Raw genomic sequence first — 16,640 nt, 5'->3', positions numbered from 1 at the left:
CAGTTTCGGCCGGGGAATCGTTGGGGGACGGGGCGCCGTGGAGGGCCTGGAGAAATAGTTCATCCTCCCATGCAAGCTGTGGACGTCCACCGCTTGGCTCGCCCGGTTGCGAAATGTGAGTAAGCGGGAACCCGGCGACACGCGCCCTAGATGATCTGGTGCACCTGTGCAGGGGTGAATACGAGGTCCACCGGCTGGTCATGCTCGGCGACAGGGAAGGTGCCGGCAGGGACGAATTCATTGTCGTAAACGATTGCCGCGACCCGCACCGGTGAATCCTCGATGAGCGGCAGGAAGCGGTCGTAGTAGCCGCCGCCCTGTCCCAGGCGAAGCCCTTGCTCATCGATGGCAAGCGCCGGGATGATCAGCGTATTGATGTCATCAAACAGCTGCGTTCCCAGCCGTGGCCCTACCGGTTCCATCACCGGGGCCAGGGTGCTGCGCTGGAATTCAATCCCCGGCACATAGGCAGCCCAGGACAAGGCGAACCCTGGTTCGCATACGGGCAGGAACACCTCAATGCCTTCATCGACCATGGCATCCAGGAGCTTCGCGGTATCAGGCTCGCCGGGGGAGGAAGTATAGGCGGCAACCTTGCGGACAATACCGGTGCTCTGCGCCAGATATCCGAGAACTGTTCCAGCCAGCTTTTCGCCAAGCTCGGCACGCGTCCGGGTATCCATTGAATCTCTGGCCGCTCGGATGGACGCGCGGACAGCATTCTTCTCGGTGTCGTGGTTGTTCGCAGGGTTCGCAGTCATGGCACCAGCTTACGCAAAATGCAACGAATTGCATCTGGCCGGCAATGCAATGCATTTAAGCCACCCGGGAGTATTAAGATGTGCTCATGTTCTTCTCTCGCCGTGCCTCGCAGCTGGTTCCCGAACTGGGTTCGGACCGTTTGCTGCTGCGCCAGTTGACCATGCGCGACGAGACCGAATGGATCAACTTGCGGTATGCCAATGCGCAATGGCTAAGCCCGTGGGATCCCACCAGCCCGATGGGGCCGCCGGAGTCTATGACTTATCGGCAGATGATCGCCGGCAAGGATGAGGCGGCGCGGGACGGCACCGGCTATTCATGGGCCATTGTCCTGCCACAGCTGCATCAGTCCAGGCCGCCATTGATCGGACAGGTATCGCTGTCCGCTGTCCAATACGGTGCCGCGCGCACTGCTTCCATCGGCTATTGGATTGATCGCAACCATGCAGGCTTCGGGCTGATGCCCGAAGCATGTGCGCTGGTGGTTGATCACTGTTTTGATGACCTGCAGTTGCATCGCCTTGAGATCAACATCCGCCCCGAGAATGCCCCGAGCCTGCGCGTAGTCGAGAAGCTGGGATTCCGGGACGAAGGGGTGCGCCGGGCGTACTTGCACATCGATGGCGCGTGGCGTGATCATCGGACCTTTGCCTTGAACCGTGAAGAGCTTTCCAGCACGATGCTCGAACGCATCTACGAACGCAAAGCTTGAATGCGAGTTTCTTCAGCCGATAGCCCTTGGAAACACGCAAAGTAGTGCTGAAAACTTATAGACACACCGACATATGTGCGTGTCACCGCAAGAAAGGTTGCATAGGGTTGATTTGAAAGAGCCGTACCCGGTTCTAAGGAAGTTGACCGACTCAATCGGTGATGGAGGACGCAGATGGCTGGCACGTCACAGAGCGCTTCGCAGGAAGTTGCTGCGACCAAACTCAAGATACGTGTGCGCTATGGCCGATTGTCCGTCGCGCTGGTGGGCGCGCTGGCAGTTATCGCCACCGTCCTCGGAGTCGTTTTGGCCCCCTTCACCGCACTGTCCTTCGGAACAGTAGGGATCTTCGCCCTGGTCGCAGTGCTCTCATTCGCCACCTTGCGCATGCTCGCGGTCCGGGACCGGAACCGCAAGCTGCTTGAGCATTTGGAAGCAACCCGCCAGAAGGCGATGCAGACTCCGGCCTTCGAAGACTCAGCCAACCAGGTCATCGCCCGCAAGCACGAAGGCGAAGAGGTCTTTGACGCTCGTCCGGGATCCTCCCGCCGCGCGCCAGCTATTACTGCGGAAGAACTTCGCGCCGAAGCGCTGCGTGTGGCCCACGGCCATGGCGGCGTGAAGCAGCCTGATACCTGGACGCCAACCCGCGTGCCGAAGCCAACCTATGTTGCGGCATCTGAACGCATCGCCAAGGTTGCCCAGGCTTCCAGCGAAACCGCTGCCCAACGCATGCCGAAAGCTCCGCTTCCAGCGGAAGAGCCGCTGCGCCCAAGCAAGCAGATCAGCCTGAAGGCCTCCGAAGACGCCAAGCGCCTGGCTTCGGAAGTTTCCGCTGAAGAGCGTGCCGCCGTGACCTCGGTAGCCGTCAAGCGTGAAGAGCACGCCAAGGAATCGGCTCCCAAGGAGCCCGAGGCGCCCGTGGCCGAAACTGTTCCTCCAGTTACCGGGACCTTGCCTGCGGCTGATCTTTCGGTTTCCAGCACCAAGCCGCGGCTGAACTTGGATGCAGTGATGCAGCGCCGCCGCGCATAAAGATTTCGCACCAGAGGCCGATGGCCCCCACCGAAAAATTCGGTGGGGGCCATCGCTTTGCCTGGGAGCTGAGTTCCTGGGGTGCCGGCTAGCTCATCATGTCGTCTGAGGGCAGTGGTCCACGGTTGCCGCGGTGGTGGGCAAAGACCAAAGTGGTTTCGGTGTGGCCCACCGATTCGTCGGTGGCCAGGTTGTCCAGCACCCAGTCGCGCAAGTGGTCGGTTGACCCGACAGCGATATGCAGAAGGTAGTCGGTTCCGCCCGAAACGTGGAACATCGAGAGCACCTCTGGAAGGCTGGGGATGCGCTCCACGAAGGTATCGATCTTTTCGCGGTCATGGGCGCGAAGCTTCACCGAGATCAGGGCCTGGACGGTGCGGCCCACAGTGCCGAGAGCAACCTCTGCATGGTAGCCGGTGAGGATGCCGCGCTCAACCAGTGAGCGGGTGCGCAGCAGGGCCGTGGAGGGGGCGATGCCTGCACGCTGGGCGAGCGTGGCATTGGAGATGCGCGCGTTGGCGACCAATTCGTCGATGATGATTCGATCTATTTCATCAAGATCGACGTTTGAAGAATGCTCTGAGTGCTGGGCCATAAGAATATTTCATCACATTCGCAAGCCTTCAGCGCGATATTTGGCCAATAAACCAGCTCATGCCCTGCGCGATAGGGAAAATAAACGGTGAACAAACCGATATATTGGGGTTATGACACGACGTTCAGAGCATACCGGTGAATTCTTCGATACCAGGCTTGCGGCCTACTGCTTGGTGGAACACGAAGGAAAGATACTGCTGACGCTCTGGGACATGCGCCATCGTGATCCAAAATTCACGCCTCGCTGGTCGCTTCCCGGCGGCGGCATCGACCTGGGCGAACCAATTGTCGAAGGCGCCAAACGCGAAGTGTATGAAGAGACCGGTTACGCGGTGGGGGAGCTTTCACTGCTGGATGTCACCACCGGTGTGATTCCCGGAGCAAAACGCTACTCGGGTGAAGGGCATCCGATGCAAACCGTGGCCGTGACCTACCGGGCGAAACTTACCGGCGGCGAATTGCGCCATGAGGTCAATGGATCTACCAGCCAGGCCGCGTGGTTCTCGCGCGAAGAAATCGGCCAGCTCAATTGCATCGAGCGGGTGGACAGCATTTTGCGACTGACCGCGCCTCGCGAGTAACCGTCGAATCAAAAAACTCTGCCATAGAATCAATAGGGATATGAACTTGCGAAAAACCTCCAGTCTTGGTGTCCTGTGCCTTGCCCTGTTGTTGCCACTGTCTGCTTGCACCAACAACGAACCGGCGGCTCCGGCTGAGTCGAACCAGGCCGCAGTTTTGAAGTTGGCACGTGGCGGGCAGCCGGTGCAGCAGGCATTAGCCGAGGTCTACAAGAATGCTTTGGCGGCCGAGGGATACGACGTAGAGATCAACAAGTCCACGGACAACCCCTATCAGCAAGTACTTGACGGGCAGGCGGACATCGCCGTGGATTACGCAGGAGCTGCGCTGGGCATGTCCAAGGACGCCGCCAGCATCACAGGCGAAGACGGTGTGCTCTCCGTTGATGACTTGAAGAATTTGCGCACCGAGATCAATGATTCGGATGGCAAGGTCGCCGCATTGGAGCTGAGCGCCGCTGATTCAGGCAAAGTCCTTGTGATGAGCTCGGCCGAGGCGCAAACCCACAGTGTTGATTCCCTGTCCTCGTTGGCTGGTGATTGCCAGAAGATCACGATCATTACCGATGATTCGGAGACGAAGAATCTGGAAGCGGCACTCAAAACCGAAGGTTGCGAGAAGCCCAAGGTTTCTGTGGTGGAGAGCGCTGATCTTGCGACTCAGCTGCGAGCTTCAGTGGACCGCGCCGTCGCCCTGAGCGCCGGCAACGCGATGATTTCCGATGAGGGCTTCATGATCATTTCCGATACCGCCAAGCTCTTTGACGCGCAGCCTTTCATGTTGCTGGCCAACGGCAACGTGGATGACAAGGCCCGCGGCGAGTTGAACAAAATCACCGGGGATCTGTCACAGCAGACCTTGGTGGATTTGAATCGAATGGTCACCGGGCCCGGGGCGATGAAGCCCGCGCAGGCGGCGACCCGCTGGGAATGGATTATCGACTAGCAGCGCATGGCACCGCTTAAGCAATTCGACCACCAAGGATTTCGGCCCCACCTGACGGTGGCCGAGTAATAAGGTGTGTTCTGCACACCTGACATGAGAAAGTGTAATCATGGCAGAATTCAAGCAATCGACGAAACTGCACAACGTCCTCTACGACATCCGCGGTCCGCTGCTGGAGCATGCGCAGCGCATGGAGTCCGAAGGGCACCGTATCCTGAAGCTGAACATCGGCAATCCCGCGCCGTTCGGCTTCGAGGCGCCCGACGCGGTGCTTGTCGACATGATTCGCAACCTGCCAAATGCCCAGGGCTACTCGGATTCCCGCGGCATCCTTTCTGCTCGTACCGCGGTCTCGCAGTACTATCAGACCCGTGGCATCCAGACCATTGGCGTGGACGACATCTACCTTGGCAACGGTGTTTCCGAGCTCATCACCCTGTCGCTGAATGCGCTATTGAACAACGGCGACGAGATCCTGATCCCCGCCCCTGACTACCCGCTGTGGACCGCATCGGTTTCGCTGGCCGGTGGCACCCCGGTGCACTACCTGAATACCGAGGAAGAGGGATGGCTTCCCGACCTGGAAGACATGGAAGCCAAGATCACCGATCGCACCAAGGGCATCGTGGTCATCAACCCGAACAACCCCACCGGTGCCGTCTATCCGAAGGAAACCCTTGAAGGGATTCTGGAACTGGCGCGCAAGCATGGTCTGATTGTCTACTCGGATGAGATCTACGAAAAGATCCTCTACGAAGACGCAGTGCACATCAACACCGCTTCGCTAGCCGATGACGTGCTGATCCTGACCTTCTCCGGATTGTCCAAGGCGTACCGCGTATGTGGTTTCCGCGCAGGCTGGATGGCCATCTCCGGCCCCAAGCACCAGGCCGCGGACTACATCGAGGGCATCAACCTGCTGACCAATATGCGCTTATGTGCCAACGTGCCAGCGCAGCATGCGATTCAGACGGCGTTGGGCGGATACCAGTCCATCAACGACTTGATCCTGCCCGGCGGACGCCTGCTGGAACAGCGCGATGCGGCCTATGACCTGCTCTCGGCCATCCCAGGAGTCTCGGTGCAGAAGGCCAAGGGCTCGCTGTACATGTTCCCGAAACTGGATCCAGAAGTGTATCCGATGCACGACGACGAGGTTTTCGCCTTGGAACTGCTCAAGGCGCAGAAAATCCTGATTACCCAGGGCACCGCCTTCAACTGGGTGCGTCCCGACCATTTCCGGCTGGTGACCCTGCCTAGCGTGCGGGACTTGACCGACGCTGTGGGACGGATCGGACAGTTCTTGGAGGACTGGCGCGCCCGCGCATAGAAGCAACGGAAAACACCATCGCACAACGGCCATTAATTGTGGTCGTGCGATGGTGTTTTCTTTTGTCCAAATTCATCTGTGGAACCCTTCCGAGCCAGTTGGCTGATCCAGAACTCTCGGCTTGCCGGGCGATCAATTCTTGAAAAGACTCACCGTTCCAATTCAATCTTCGAGACACCGCGGGCTAATGCCAGTACGCTGGCAAATATCCAGATTCACGGTAGTGAAGACCGAAGAAGGAGCCTGCCTTGAGCACATACCCCGCGAACCTGCTCGAAGCCCTGCGTGCCGAGCCGGGCCTGAAACTTTCACAAAGGGCAACCAAGGATCCCGGGTGGTGGCCCGACGATGCGCCACAGAACAAGAAGGCAGCGCAACAGCGCATGGAAGAGATCGCCCAGCCGCTCTCGGATCTCCAGGAACGGCTCTTCGCGGCATCGGTTCAGGGACAGGCCGCGCCTTCGGTGCTGCTGGTTCTCCAGGGCATGGATACCTCGGGCAAGGGCGGCATTGTGCGCCACGTGATGGGCATGCTGGATCCCCAAGGTGTGGAGCACCATGCGTTCAAGGCTCCCACGCCCGAGGAATCCGCCCATGATTTCTTGTGGCGCATCACCAAGCGCTTGCCAGGCAGGGGAATGGTTGGAGTCTTTGACCGCTCCCACTATGAGGACGTCTTGATCGCTCGTGTCAAGCAGCTGGCCAGCCCGGACATCCTTGATTCTCGCTATATGAAAATCGTGGACTTTGAGAAGCAATTGGCACAGCAGAACATCCACCCGATCAAGGTCATGCTGCATATCAGCAAGGAGGAGCAGTACGAGCGCCTGGCTGAACGCCTGGAACGCCCGGACAAGCATTGGAAGTACTCGCCCGGGGATATCGATGACCGCTTGCTGTGGGAGGACTACCAGCAGGCCTACGAGATCGCCATCAACCGGACCGATAATTCTGCAGCCCCATGGCAGGTAGTTCCTGCGGATCAGAAATGGCGGGCGCGGCTGTGCGTTGCGGAGCTGCTGTTGGACACGCTGCAGCAAATTACCGTGCCATGGCCAGCAGCCGACTTCGATGTGGCCGCTGAAAAAGCCCGGCTGGAAGCCACCAGGTAGCCTTCAGCCAATCAGGATTATTCCGAGTCTGCGCCGACCTGCTTGGCGCGGGCCTGCTCCAGGCGCTGCGAAACTCCATTGAGCCAATTTTCGCAGTGGGCGGCAAGGGCTTCGCCGCGTTCCCACAAAGCCAGTGAAGCCTCCAGGGCCACGCCGCCGGTCTCCAGCTGGTTGACCACGGTGAGCAGTTCTTCGCGGGCTTGCTCGTAGGAGAGCTTGGCAATATCTTCAGGGATTTGTGCAGTCATGATGGCTCCAGGGTAGTTCGCGTTGGTTCGAGTTAGCGTGCGGCGTCGCCGGCAGGCAGGGATTCGGTGGTTTGCGCCGCCAATTGGCCCGATGCCAGCCGAATGAAGATTTCGGTGTTGACCGGAGCGTTGGCGGCTTCACGCACAATGCTGCCGTCGGCCAACTGGGTGACCGAATAGCCGCGGTCCAAGGTCTGTTGCGGGGAGAGGGCGCGAACCTGCGATTTCAGATGGGTAATCTCGTCGCGGGCACGCTGCACCCGGTAGTGCAATAGGTCGCTGGAACGCTGCCGATAGCGGGCCAGGTCCTCGGCACGGCTGGTCACCATGACCTGCGGGTTGGCCAGCACCGGACGTTCACGGACGGCGGCCAGCAATTGGGCCTCGCGCTCCAGCAAATTGTTGATGGAACGCTCAAGGCGGTTGCGTGCCAACTGCAATCCGCTGAATTCCTCATTGAGATCCGGAACGATGCGCTTGGCCGCGTCCGTCGGGGTTGAGGCGCGCAAGTCCGCCACGTCGTCGAGGATCGGCCGATCAGCCTCGTGGCCAATGGCCGAGACCACCGGGGTCTGCGCGGCGAAGACCGCGCGGACCAGCTCCTCATTGGAAAACGGCAGAAGGTCTTCCAAAGCGCCGCCGCCGCGGGCAATGACGATCACATCAACCTCTGGATCAGCATCGAGTTCCTTGAGCGCCGCCATGACCTGGGTGGCAGCGTCCACACCCTGCACTGCGGTATTGATGACCCTGAACTGTGCCGAGGGCCAGCGCAGCGTGGCATTGCGCAGCACATCCTTTTCGGCATCCGAGTCGCGTCCGGTGATCAAGCCGATGCGTCCTGGAAGCACCGGGAGCGCCCGCTTGTGGCCCGGGTCGAAAAGGCCTTCGGCGCCCAGTGCTTGGCGTAGCCGCTCCAGGCGCACCAATAGCTCGCCCAGGCCGACCGGCCGCAGGTCGGTGGCGTTCAGCGAAAGGCGCCCGGTCTTGGCATAAAAGCTTGGCTTGACGCGGGCAACGACGCGGGAGCCAACCTGTGGCGTGGTCTCCAGCTTGCGCATGACCGAGGACCAGATGGTCACCGAAAACGAATTGTCTGCATCGACATCGCGCAGGGTCAGGTAGGCATGCCCGTTGCGCACATTGGCTTCCAGAAGCTGCCCTTCAACCCAGGCGAAGGGGGAGTTCTCAATATGGATTTTGAGCTTTTCCGAAAGGACTCGCAACGGCCAAGGATTATCCGCCGTGGTCTGCCCTGCCGTGCTTGGCAAGCTCGCTGCTGTTTGGGGCTCCATCCGGGCCGCTCCTTGGGAATCGAAACGTTGCACCAGCCTGCGCGTTGCTGCTGCACAAGTGAGACTACCGCATGAGGCCGACGGTTCAGCGGATTAGGGGCAGGGGTGAGGGCGCCAGCAAAGTGGAGCATTGGTGACAAAACGGGTGAATTTTGTGGTCGTTGCCCTGGTGGCCACGGGTCGCAAGGAGTATTTCCAACAATTTGGTCAAGCCTTGGCCTTGCTATTGCCCGGTGCCCATCGCACGCGGACACTGTTGAGCATTGGGGAACAACTTCATAAGGACGCAGTCAACATGCTTGGGGAAAATTTTCATGGCCTTGCCACTCGCTCGCTCGGAGCCCTCGCGCTCGCTGCTGGCCTCATCGCCGGTTCTATTCCGTTGGCTGCGGCGGCCACTCCGGCAAGCAGCGTAGCGCCCGTGGCGCGAGCGGCTAGCGTCACGGTGGCCAGCGAATTGTCCATCGACCTGCCTGCCCGGGTCCGAACCACGGCAAATCTGAACCTGCGCACCGGGCCGTCCACCGCCTATTCCGTGCTGCTGAGCGTTCCCAAAGGCACCTCCGTGCCGGTCCTGGGGCGGGCCTCCAGCGGCTGGTACAAGGTCAGCTATTCCGGGCGCACCGGGTATGTCAGCGACTACTACGTGGTCGCGGCCAATGTGCGAACTCTCGACAGCTTGAATCTGCGCACCGGCACCTCGACCAGCTACCGGATCCTGATCACCATCCCGAAAGGAACCACGGTTCCCGCCTACGCGCGGGCCTCCAATGGCTGGTACAAGGTGAGCTATGGCGGATATACCGGCTGGGTCAGCGGCACTTATGTGACCACCTATCCCAAGCCGCCGTCGGCTCCGCTGTATAGCGGCCCGAACCGGACCTCGCGAGTCGTGCTGACCTTTGATGACTGCCCGCGCACCCTGAACGAGTACAAGGCGGCCATCGACTATGCCGCCAGCGCCAATATCGGCCTGGTGCTCGCTCCCACGGGTGATTGCATTGCCTCCTACAAATCCCGCTACGGGGTGGACCTGCCCAGCCTGGCCCGGGCCAAGGGCCAATGGGTTATCAACCATTCGATCAGCCACCCCGATCTGCGCCCGCTCAGTTGCCAACAGGCCGGGGCTCAATTGAGCGGCACCGGCGTGCACACCAACTTCGGGCGCCCGCCCTACGGTGCCGTGGATGGATCGGTGCGCTGCGGCTACGACAGCCGCGGCATGGCCATGTGGATCTGGACGAGGGATACCGAGGACTGGGACGTGAAATCCAAGTCGATCACCATTTCCCGCGCTTCCGCAGCGGTTGCTGGCGACACCGTCTTGATGCACATGCAGTGGTACGGGTTCTCACCGGATTCGCTGCGCCAGATCAAAGCCAATTTGGCTAACCGCGGCATCGGGGTTTGCCGTGCCTACCGGGGATCGGATGGCGCTGGATCGATCGTGCGCACCAGCGTGAAGCTGCCCAGCTCGCTGCCTTGCTGAGCGGGCAGGGGGAGCGTGGAGGCAGAACTCACAGCCGGCAGATGGTGGCGCGCATCATATGAGCATGGGCTAACTTGCATGCAGTTCGTAGACTAGAGATATGGCTACTTCCACTTCCATCCCGGTATCGCTGCCAGTTCCACGGATCCCGCGCGTTCGCCGCACCCCGGCCGAGATCGCCGCTGCGTCCCCGCAGGTTTCCGAGCGCAAGGTCCTGCTTGCGGCCCCGCGCGGCTACTGCGCCGGCGTGGATCGCGCCGTGGTGGCTGTCGAGAAGGCCCTGGAGCACTACGGGCCTCCGGTGTACGTGCGCAAGCAGATCGTGCACAACCTCCATGTGGTTTCCGAATTGGAGTCCCGCGGAGCGATCTTCGTGGAGGAAAACGAGGAAGTTCCCGAGGGCGCCCTGGTGGTCTTCTCTGCCCACGGCGTCTCTCCAGCGGTGGTCCAGTCCGCCGCGGACCGCAACCTGCAGACCATCGACGCCACCTGCCCGCTGGTCACCAAGGTGCACCGCGAGGCCGTGCGCTTCGCCAAGAACGACTACGAGATCCTGCTGATCGGCCATGAAGGCCACGAGGAGGTCGAGGGCACCTACGGGGAAGCTCCGGAGGTCACCACCATCGTGAACAATCCGGAAGAAGCCGACACCGTGCAGGTGAAGGATCCGGACAAGCTGATCTGGCTTTCGCAGACCACCTTGAGCGTGGACGAGACCATGGAGATCGTGCGCCGGCTGCGCAAGCGCTTCCCGAATCTGCAGGATCCGCCCAGCGATGACATCTGCTACGCCACCACCAACCGCCAGGCCGCGATCAAGAACATCGCCCCGCAGGCCGACCTGGTGATCGTGGTCGGCTCGGCCAATTCCTCGAACTCGGTGCGCCTGGTCGAGGTGGCCCTGGATCACGGGGCCAAGGCCGCCTACCGCGTGGACTTCGCCAACGAAGTGGACGAGTCCTGGTTCGAGGGCGTTTCCACCGTGGGCGTGACCTCCGGAGCCTCGGTGCCCGAGGTGCTGGTGCGCGAGGTCGTCTCGCTGCTGGCCGACTACGGATTCACCGACGTGGCCGAGGTGACCACCGCCGAAGAGGACATCATCTTCTCGCTGCCCAAGGAAATCCGCGGCAAGCTCAAGGAAGCCGGCGACGAGGACCGCGCCCTGGGCGGCCGCGGCACCCGCCCGCAGTCCAACTAAAGAATTCCTGCGCCGCAGGCAATTGCGCGCTCATCACTAGCAAAAGGTAGAATTTTCTCCCGTGGCTCTTACTATCGGAATCGTCGGACTGCCCAACGTCGGCAAGTCCACCATGTTCAACGCGCTGACCCGTGCCCAGGTACTGGCAGCCAACTACCCGTTCGCAACCATTGAACCCAATGTGGGTGTCGTGCCGTTGCCAGATTCGCGCCTGAAGGTGCTCGCCGGGATCTTCGGTTCCGAGCGCATCCTGCCAGCCACCGTATCCTTCGTGGATATCGCTGGCATCGTCAAGGGCGCTTCCGAGGGCGAGGGCCTGGGCAACAAGTTCCTGGCCACCATCCGCGAAGCTGACGCGATCTGCCAGGTCACCCGCGCATTCGTCAATGACGACGTCATCCACGTGAACGGCAAGGTGGACCCGGCTTCGGATATCGAGACCATCGCTACCGAGCTGATCCTTGCCGACCTGCAGACCATCGAGAACCAGCTGCCACGCCTTGAGAAGGAATTGCGCAGCAAGAAGATCGAGAAGTCCTTCCTGGATGCAGTGCTCAACGCGCAGAAGGTGCTTGAAGAGGGCATCACCCTGTTCGCCGCTGGCAAGACCAAGGGCATCGATCTTGAAGAGCTCGCTCCAATGCAGCTGATGACCACCAAGCCATTCATCTACGTGTTCAACACCGATGAGGCCGGGCTGGCCGACACCGAGATGCAGGCCAAGCTCTCCGAGCTGGTGGCACCTGCCGAGGCGATTTTCCTGGACGCCCAGTTCGAATCCGAGCTGGCCGAGCTGGAAGAAGACGAAGCTGCCGAGATGATGGAAGATGCCGGCATCGAAGAGTCCGGCCTGGACAAGCTGGCTCGCGTTGGCTACGACACCTTGGGCCTGCAGTCCTACCTGACCGCTGGTCCAAAGGAAACCCGTGCGTGGACCATCCGCCGCGGCGCGACCGCTCCGGAAGCCGCCGGCGTGATCCACACCGACTTCCAGCGTGGCTTCATCAAGGCCGAGGTTGTGGCCTTTGATGATCTGGTGGAGCTGGGCTCCATCGCCAACGCCAAGTCCGCTGGCAAGGCCCGCATCGAAGGCAAGGACTACATCATGAAGGACGGCGACGTTGTGGAGTTCCGGCACGGAATAACCTCTGCGTCCCAAGGCAAGAAGTGATGCTGCATGGCTAACGAGCGCATCACGGAGGACCTCGTGGAGTCCCATCTCCGTGACCTTGGCTACTACGATGACCACGACGCTATCGTTGTAGAGAAGCAGCAGTCGGTGGTGCAGGAGATTCGCAAGGGTTTGTCCAAGGCGTCCAAGACGGGCAAGGGCAAAGCCGCCGGCTACCCCGAGTTCATCATCACCGCTCCTGGCACCCCGGACATGGTGGTGCTCGTCGAGTGCAAGGCCGACATCAAGCATCACGAGTCCGCAGATCGCGACCACCCGAGAGACTACGCGGTCGACGGAGTTCTCCACTACGCCCGGTACCTTTCGTCGTCGTACACCGTGATCTCGATCGCCGTCTCGGGCACCGCGCGGACGAATGCCTGGTCGTTCTTCGTTACCCCGAAGGGGTCCTCGCAAGAGCAGGATCTTGTCTCTCCCACCGGCGCGCCGGTCACCACCATGATCGGGCTGAATGACCTTATCGCGGCCGCGTCCTTTGACCCGCGTGTCCAGCGGCAGCGCGAGCACGACTTAATCGCGTTCTCGATGGAGATGCACGAGTTCATGCGCGACGAGGCCGAGCTCGAGGAGAAAGAGAAACCGCTCGCTGTCGCCGGCACGTTGATCGCGCTCAACGATGAGATCTTCGCCAAGACCTACGACTCCTACCCTGCGAGCGAGCTGCCCGAATTTTGGATCCAGTCGATCAAACGCGTGATCCGAGAGGCGAAGCTGCCGGTCGCGAAGCTCGAGAACATGACGCAGCCGTTCACCGGCATCCAGGTGCACCCGGAGCTGCGCAAGCCGACTAAGGGCTATCCGAAGGGCTTGTTGAACGAGATCGTCACGATGCTCGCGGACAAGGTCATGCCGTTCTTGACGATTTACCATGACTTCGATGTTGTGGGCGCGTTCTACGGCGAGTTCCTGAAGTACACGGGCGGCGATGGCAAAGGTCTCGGCATCGTCCTTACACCTCGCCACGTCACTGAGCTCTTCGGCCTCATAGCCAACGTAAGCAAGGACGACAAAGTCCTCGACATCTGTGCCGGCACCGGCGGGTTCCTGATCTCGGCGATGATGCAGATGATCAAGAGCGCGACGACGGAAGCCGACGTCGCCGACATCAAGCAGAACCGACTGATCGGCGTCGAACAGAACCCTAGCATGTATGCGCTTGGTGCGTCGAACATGATCTTGCGCGGCGACGGGAAGGCGAACCTCTACCAGGGCTCTTGCTTCGACACCGCGATCGCCAGAGGCGTGAAGGCGCACAATGCTAACGTGGGGATGGTCAACCCGCCCTATGCGAAGACGAAAGAAGATTTGCACGAGCTGCGCTTCGTCGAGCAAATGCTCGACAACCTCGAGAAGGGAGGCACCGGGATCGCGATCGTGCCGGTCTCCTGCGCCACCTCCCCGAGTGTCCACAAGGGTAATCTGTTGAAGAAGCACACGCTCGAAGCCGTTATGTCGATGCCGCCGGAACTGTTCTACCCAGTCGGCGTAATTACTTGCATCATGGTGTTCACCGCAGGTGTGCCGCATGCCAAGTCGGACAGAAAGACTTGGTTCGGATATTGGCGCGACGACACTTTCGTCAAGGTCAAGAACCTCGGCCGTGTCGACAGGAACAACACTTGGCTTGATGTTCGTGACAAGTGGATTGAGATGTATCGCAACCGCGAGGTCAAGCCTGGCCAGGCTGTTACGCAGCGAGTGGGAGCGAAGGATGAGTGGGTTGCAGAGGCCTACATGGAAACCGATTACTCTTCCTTGACCCGAGAGTCGTTCGAGGGCGCGCTGAAAGACTATGCGCTCTTTATCCTGAAAAGCTCAGACGTCATGGGAAGGCGGGACTGAGATGCAGCGGCTGGATGACCTCTTCGACCTCCGCTACGGTCAATCGCTTGAACTGAACGCACTGAAACAGGTCGCTCCACCCCGGGGCGTCAACTTCGTCTCAAGGGCAATGCGTAACAATGGTGTCACTGCCCGTGTGAGCACCACTGCGGACCCGGGGCCGACGGGCGCGATCACGGTCGCCCTAGGCGGCAACGGTGTTCTTTCGTCCTTCGTGCAGCCAGAGCCATTCGTCTGCGGTCGGGACGTGATGATCCTGACGCCCAAGGACCCGACGATGTCCCTTGCGGAGAAACTCTGGTGGTGCCGATGCATCTGGCAGAACAAGTATCGGTTCTCGTACGGTCGCCAGGCGAACAGAACCCTGGGATCGCTTATCGTTCCGAGCGAAGTGCCGAACTGGGTCCACGAAACTCCGATTCCGTCACTCGCCTGGGCCGACGTATCAAACTTTGGACTGGTGACCGGGATCTACCCTGGTTCCTATGACGACCTGGTACCTATTACGGCGCACTTCGATATCGAGTATGGCCACGCGCTGTCGTTGAGTCGACTCGTACAGGTCGAAGCGCCCAGGGGAGTCAACTTCGTGAGTCGCAAGACGAAAGATAACGGCATCGCCAGCCGCGTCCTCATACCTGAGGGAATAACTCCGGCTCCAGCGCAGACGCTCTCGGTAGCGCTGGGAGCAACTCCGCTCGCTACGTTCTTCCACAGCGAACCGTACCTCACCGGTTACCATGTCGCAGTGCTGCGTCCGAAGACGGAGATGTCTGTTGGGGAACTTCTTTGGTGGAAAATCGCCATTGAGGCTAATAAATACCGGTATTCCTACGGTCGCCAAGCGAATAGAACATTGTCCTCCCTCCTGGTGCCAGCGGCCCCGCCCGCGTTCGTGTCTGACATTTTGAAAGACCGAGATGGGGTTGCGGCCTCAGTCGCTTGACCTGATGAGCTACCTGCCGACTGCGTGGTCGTACTCGACCCTCAAGGAGATTGCCGCGGTTCTCGCGGACACTGCCGATGGACTCACTGGTCGCGAGATCGGTGATTTGCTGGTCCGCCTTCGGATGGAGGACCCGCTGCCCACCGCGACGAAGCGCGACAGACTAGCGGAGTCGTTCGTCGCTGCGCAGAATCGCTACCAGAGCGCCAAACGCGTCATCACGTTTATCGTCGCGGCGATGGAGCCGGTTCGCTATCGCGATCGGCCGGACCTCTTCACGCTCCGCCAGGATCGTCTCAATGAACGCTTGGCGTTCGTCGGGCTCCATGTGAACGACGACGGCAAGGTGGCGACCGGGGCTGTCGCACATACTCTTGACGAGGCGAGCAGGGTGGCGACTTCGATCCGTGATGAGTTGGATCGCCGTAGGTGCCATCCTGAAGTGCTCAAATACTGCTCGGTCGAGATCCTGAAGAAGGCGCATTTCCATGCCTGTCTCGAAGCCACCAAGAGCATCTTCGACAAGCTTCGGAGTCTTTCTGGCTTATCTGGAGACGGAGCGGGGCTTGTAGATGCTGTCCTCTCACTCGGCAAGTCCGGTGTTCCGCTGCTGGCTATCAACTCTCTGCAGACGCAAACCGAGCGAGATGAGCAAACAGGGCTTGCGAATCTCCTCAAGGGGTTGAATGGGCTCTACCGAAATCCAACTGCGCATGATCCCCGGTTGCGTCGGTCGATCGGCGAGGAGGAGGTCCTCGAGGTATTGACCATGGTGTCCATGGTCCATCGTCGTCTAGACAATGCGATGTCAAATCATGATTAGCGCACAGAACAGCGCGGAGTTCCGGCGTAGAGCAACCTCTGCATCTGGCAACACGAAGTAGCCGCTGCGGGTGCATGGTTAGTCCGTGGAACCGATCGCGCTGATCGCGCCGTTGATAAACGTGGCACCGAAGGTTGCGAATGTCTTGCGCCCTACCGCGCAGGTCGAGCTGCGGCACGAGAGGGCGGAATACCGGCAGGAGGAGCACCGCGTCGTTGACGGACATCGTCTGGTCATTGCGGTCGAGAGTCGGGACCGGGGGTTCACCATCAAAATCAGTCCATCTGGCCAACCGGGGAAAGCACCACGAACGCCTCCGCGTTCTTGTCACGACGACCGACGGCAAGAAGTCGTCCCGCATGGAACCGAACCACTGCGCCGAGTTCGTCATTGAAGAGGTAGTCATGGCGGGTGCCGGGGCGACCATGCCGTATCCGTGTCTCCGCGGCCCGTTTGTGGCAGAGGTTGAAATCGCCGACAGTAGTACCATCGTCAAGCAGTTCCATCTTCCAACCTAACGCACGCGCTAGTC

The 16,640-nt window shown here is 60.4% G+C and carries 17 protein-coding genes; 12 read left to right on the top strand and 5 right to left on the bottom strand.

What is annotated here, in order from left to right:
• Positions 1-146 precede the first annotated feature (146 nt).
• Positions 147-761 carry a 5-formyltetrahydrofolate cyclo-ligase gene (locus AOZ07_RS11640; RefSeq protein ID WP_060702150.1) on the bottom strand — a complete coding sequence of 205 codons (615 nt, stop codon included), beginning with the start codon at positions 759-761 and terminating at the stop codon, positions 147-149.
• A gap of 86 nt (positions 762-847) precedes the next feature.
• Here AOZ07_RS11640 and AOZ07_RS11635 point away from each other — a divergent pair, with 86 nt between their 5' ends.
• Together AOZ07_RS11635 and AOZ07_RS11630 are read left to right on the top strand one after the other, a co-directional pair.
• The gene (locus AOZ07_RS11635; RefSeq protein ID WP_060702149.1) at positions 848-1,474 is read left to right on the top strand and encodes a GNAT family N-acetyltransferase; all 627 of its coding nucleotides are present in this window, start codon (positions 848-850) and stop codon (positions 1,472-1,474) included.
• A 174-nt stretch (positions 1,475-1,648) separates the two neighbouring features.
• Positions 1,649-2,509: a hypothetical protein gene (locus AOZ07_RS11630; RefSeq protein ID WP_060702148.1), complete on the top strand. Its 861-nt coding sequence runs from the start codon at positions 1,649-1,651 to the stop codon at positions 2,507-2,509.
• A gap of 88 nt (positions 2,510-2,597) precedes the next feature.
• On the opposite strand, the gene AOZ07_RS11625 is transcribed toward AOZ07_RS11630, so the two are convergent.
• Positions 2,598-3,104 carry an Lrp/AsnC family transcriptional regulator gene (locus AOZ07_RS11625; RefSeq protein WP_060702147.1) on the bottom strand — a complete coding sequence of 169 codons (507 nt, stop codon included), beginning with the start codon at positions 3,102-3,104 and terminating at the stop codon, positions 2,598-2,600.
• A gap of 112 nt (positions 3,105-3,216) precedes the next feature.
• On the opposite strand from AOZ07_RS11625, the gene AOZ07_RS11620 reads away from it, so the two are divergent.
• The 4 genes from AOZ07_RS11620 (at position 3,217) to AOZ07_RS11605 (ending at position 7,075) form a co-directional block, all read left to right on the top strand.
• The gene (locus AOZ07_RS11620) at positions 3,217-3,687 is read left to right on the top strand and encodes an NUDIX hydrolase (protein WP_060702146.1); all 471 of its coding nucleotides are present in this window, start codon (positions 3,217-3,219) and stop codon (positions 3,685-3,687) included.
• A 40-nt stretch (positions 3,688-3,727) separates the two neighbouring features.
• Entirely contained in the window at positions 3,728-4,633 is a 906-nt protein-coding gene (locus AOZ07_RS11615) for a glycine betaine ABC transporter substrate-binding protein (RefSeq protein WP_060702145.1), read from the top strand.
• Between the two features lie 109 nt (positions 4,634-4,742).
• Positions 4,743-5,963, top strand: coding sequence for a pyridoxal phosphate-dependent aminotransferase (locus AOZ07_RS11610; protein ID WP_060702144.1), 1,221 nt, complete (start codon positions 4,743-4,745; stop codon positions 5,961-5,963).
• A gap of 248 nt (positions 5,964-6,211) precedes the next feature.
• Positions 6,212-7,075 carry a PPK2 family polyphosphate kinase gene (locus AOZ07_RS11605; protein ID WP_060702143.1) on the top strand — a complete coding sequence of 288 codons (864 nt, stop codon included), beginning with the start codon at positions 6,212-6,214 and terminating at the stop codon, positions 7,073-7,075.
• Between the two features lie 17 nt (positions 7,076-7,092).
• Here the strand turns inward: AOZ07_RS11605 and AOZ07_RS11600 are convergent, their stop codons facing one another.
• Both AOZ07_RS11600 and xseA read right to left on the bottom strand, forming a co-directional pair.
• Complete coding sequence (locus AOZ07_RS11600) at positions 7,093-7,323, bottom strand: exodeoxyribonuclease VII small subunit (RefSeq protein ID WP_060702142.1); 231 nt, start codon at positions 7,321-7,323, stop codon at positions 7,093-7,095.
• Positions 7,324-7,355: 32 nt separating this feature from the next.
• Entirely contained in the window at positions 7,356-8,618 is a 1,263-nt protein-coding gene (gene xseA / locus AOZ07_RS11595; protein WP_060702141.1) for an exodeoxyribonuclease VII large subunit, read from the bottom strand.
• Positions 8,619-8,751: 133 nt separating this feature from the next.
• Here xseA and AOZ07_RS11590 point away from each other — a divergent pair, with 133 nt between their 5' ends.
• The 6 genes from AOZ07_RS11590 (at position 8,752) to AOZ07_RS11565 (ending at position 16,108) form a co-directional block, all read left to right on the top strand.
• Entirely contained in the window at positions 8,752-10,107 is a 1,356-nt protein-coding gene (locus AOZ07_RS11590) for an SH3 domain-containing protein (RefSeq protein WP_194943655.1), read from the top strand.
• Positions 10,108-10,207: 100 nt separating this feature from the next.
• Positions 10,208-11,305 carry a 4-hydroxy-3-methylbut-2-enyl diphosphate reductase gene (locus AOZ07_RS11585; protein ID WP_060702139.1) on the top strand — a complete coding sequence of 366 codons (1,098 nt, stop codon included), beginning with the start codon at positions 10,208-10,210 and terminating at the stop codon, positions 11,303-11,305.
• A 61-nt stretch (positions 11,306-11,366) separates the two neighbouring features.
• Positions 11,367-12,476 (top strand): redox-regulated ATPase YchF, encoded by a 1,110-nt coding sequence (gene ychF, locus AOZ07_RS11580; protein WP_060702138.1) that lies wholly within the window; start codon positions 11,367-11,369, stop codon positions 12,474-12,476.
• Between the two features lie 6 nt (positions 12,477-12,482).
• Entirely contained in the window at positions 12,483-14,339 is a 1,857-nt protein-coding gene (locus AOZ07_RS11575; protein WP_060702137.1) for an HsdM family class I SAM-dependent methyltransferase, read from the top strand.
• Between the two features lies 1 nt (position 14,340).
• Positions 14,341-15,285 carry a hypothetical protein gene (locus AOZ07_RS11570; RefSeq protein ID WP_060702136.1) on the top strand — a complete coding sequence of 315 codons (945 nt, stop codon included), beginning with the start codon at positions 14,341-14,343 and terminating at the stop codon, positions 15,283-15,285.
• Between the two features lie 4 nt (positions 15,286-15,289).
• On the top strand, positions 15,290-16,108 hold the full coding sequence (locus AOZ07_RS11565; RefSeq protein WP_060703431.1) for a TIGR02391 family protein: 819 nt from the start codon (positions 15,290-15,292) through the stop codon (positions 16,106-16,108).
• A 275-nt stretch (positions 16,109-16,383) separates the two neighbouring features.
• On the opposite strand, the gene AOZ07_RS11560 is transcribed toward AOZ07_RS11565, so the two are convergent.
• Entirely contained in the window at positions 16,384-16,614 is a 231-nt protein-coding gene (locus tag AOZ07_RS11560) for a hypothetical protein (RefSeq protein WP_060702135.1), read from the bottom strand.
• Between the last annotated feature and the right edge of the window lie 26 nt (positions 16,615-16,640).

This window comes from Glutamicibacter halophytocola (genome assembly GCF_001302565.1).
In the GTDB taxonomy this organism is placed as follows: domain Bacteria; phylum Actinomycetota; class Actinomycetes; order Actinomycetales; family Micrococcaceae; genus Glutamicibacter; species Glutamicibacter halophytocola.
This window is presented reverse-complemented; position numbering and strand designations above follow the sequence as displayed.